This window comes from Pseudomonas sp. 008 (genome assembly GCF_016861935.1).
Taxonomy (GTDB): Bacteria; Pseudomonadota; Gammaproteobacteria; order Pseudomonadales; family Pseudomonadaceae; genus Aquipseudomonas.
On the sequence record NZ_BOMA01000039.1, the window covers coordinates 1 to 2,507 of the forward strand.

The following is a 2,507-nucleotide window of genomic DNA, read 5'->3' on the forward strand; positions in this document are numbered from 1 at the left end:
CGGCGGTTGACAACCTGACCATCAGCTCGGCAGCGGATGAAGAGCACTCCCTGTCCAAGAGCAAAAAACTCACCAGGCAGGAAGACCACGTCAGCCAGGTCATGTCGGGTGTCACGGCGGGTGGCAACGTGAAGTTGGATGCCGGTAAGGATCTCGCGGTTATCTCCAGCCGCATTAGCGCAGGGGATGAGGCGTACCTGGTGGCGGGTGACAACCTCGATATTCTTGCGGCGAAAGACAGCGACTACTCGCTGTATGACATGAAGAAAAAGGGCTCCTTCGGCGCGAAGAAAACCAAACGCGATGAAGTTACCGATGTGAAATACATCGGCAGTGAAATTACCACCGGGGGCAACCTGACCTTGGTCAGCGGTGGGGATCAGCGGTATCAGGTGGCGAAGCTCAACAGCGGCAATGACATCACGTTAGACAGCGGGGGCAGCATCACTTTCGAAGCGGTCAAGGACCTGCATGACGAGAGTCATACCAAGAGCGATGGCGACGCCTTCTGGACCTCATCGAAAGGCAAGGGCAATACCGACGAGACACTGCGCCTGACCCAGATGATTGCCAAAGGCAACATCACGATCAAGGCCGTCGAAGGTCTGCGAATCGACCTCAAAGAGGTGAATCAGCAAAGCGTCAGTCAGACCATTGATGCAATGGTCCAGGCCGATCCGCAACTGGCCTGGCTGAAGCAAGCCGAAGCACGGGGCGATGTGGATTGGAAGTTGGTCAAGGAAATCCACGAGTCGTTCAAGTATGAAACCTCGGGGCTTGGGCCGGCTTCGCAACTCATCATTGCGATCGTCATGGCGGCTTTTGTCGGCCCTGCGGCACTGAGTGCTTTTGCCAGCATGGGGACCATCGGAGCCGCAGGCCTTGCTGCAGTGGCTTCTGGTGCGGCAACGAATGCGGCCACCAGCTTTATCAACAATGGTGGGAATCTTGGAGCGGTGTTCCAGGACGTGACGTCCTCGGAAGCGCTCAAAGGGTATGTGATTTCGGGTGTGACGGCTGGCGTAACGGCTGGTTTCTTTAACGACATTCTGCAAACAAAATTTAATCCTGATACAGGCAAGTTTGTCACTGACCTCAGCAATCTGGAGGGGATTGGTCGGTTTGGCGTAAATCAGGTATTGCAAGGCGGAACGTCCGCACTGCTGGGCAAGGCGCTGGGGCAAGAGGGTAGCGTCAGTGATGTGCTGAAAACTGCCTTGTTCAACACCTTGGCGGCAGCCAGCTTCAATGCGGTGGGTGACTACACGAAAGGTGTCTTTGACGACGGCTCTGTGCAAAAAATCGCTATACACGCAATGGTGGGCGGGTTGCTGGCTGAAGTGACCGGCGGGGACTTCAAGACTGGAGCCCTGGCGGCGGGGGCGAATGAAGCTCTAGTCGGTGTGCTGGATAATCTGGTCAAGGGTAATGACAACCTGCTGACGATGAGTTCTCAGATCGTTGGAGTCTTGGCCGCCACGGCACAGAAAGACGTTGATGCGAGCAAGCTGGAGAAGGCTGCGTGGATTGCAAAGAATGCTTCGCAATACAACAGACAGTTGCATAGGGAAGATCACGAACTCGCCGAACAATTGGCTGCGCGCAGTGGTGGAAAGTACACCGTTGAACAGATCGAAGAACAGCTGAGGCTTTCTGGTGTTAGTGGTACTGACATTCAACCAGGCTCCGACATGGTTGCCACCAAGGATGGCATCTACGACCCTTCGGCAAAATGGGTGGACCTGGGTAACGGCCAATACGTCCAGCAGTTAGTAAAGCTCGACCTGGATCTCGTAGCCTATATCCGAGCGTCGACCAGCAACTACACTTGGGCGGCTTTCCCCGTTGCTCCTGATCATGACTGGAGCAAAACACCGAATGTCAGTGACGAGGTTCGTGATCGTCTCTCGGGTCGGGTGCTTGATGCTAAAGGTGGTTTCCGCTCGCCTGTTCTGATCGATGGAGAGGCATTCAACCCACGCTTCCTGCCTTGTGGTGACGCTTCGTGTGTTGCAAGCGGTGCCGGCATTGACCTGAAGGATCCAGAAACTCAGCGCTGGATCAGCGCAGAGAACGCGAAGGCGGCAAAAGATGCCCTGGCAGTCGGGTCGCTCGTGCCTTTGCCAATGGCGTGGGTTGGTAAGGTTCTGGGATCTGTTTTTGGAAAAGGGGTTGCGAGCGAGGTTATAGGTGGGGGAACCTCGGCTGTCGTGACGAAAGGCTTGGGAGAAGTAGGGGGGGCAAAAGGAACTGGGGCTGTTGTAGATGACGCGATCAAGGCATTACCAGCTCCAAGGCAAATAGATGCATCATGGAGTGCGAGCACTTACAATAAGGGCGGTCTGATGACAGGTATTGAGCATGTATTCTATCGCCACGGACCTGACTCAGGATTTGCGAATGTTAGTAAGTTTTCGCAAGGAACATCTGTTAAAGACGTCTCTAGTTATGTTGATAACGCATTGAGATATGGGAAGGTAGCTCCTAATGGCCCAGGTGGGCACGTT

1 protein-coding gene is annotated in these 2,507 nt (G+C 54.7%); it reads left to right on the top strand.

What is annotated here, in order from left to right:
• Window positions 1-2,507, top strand: a 2,507-nt coding sequence (locus tag JUI81_RS31570; RefSeq protein ID WP_204125689.1) for a DUF637 domain-containing protein, incomplete at both ends; no start/stop codon positions are given.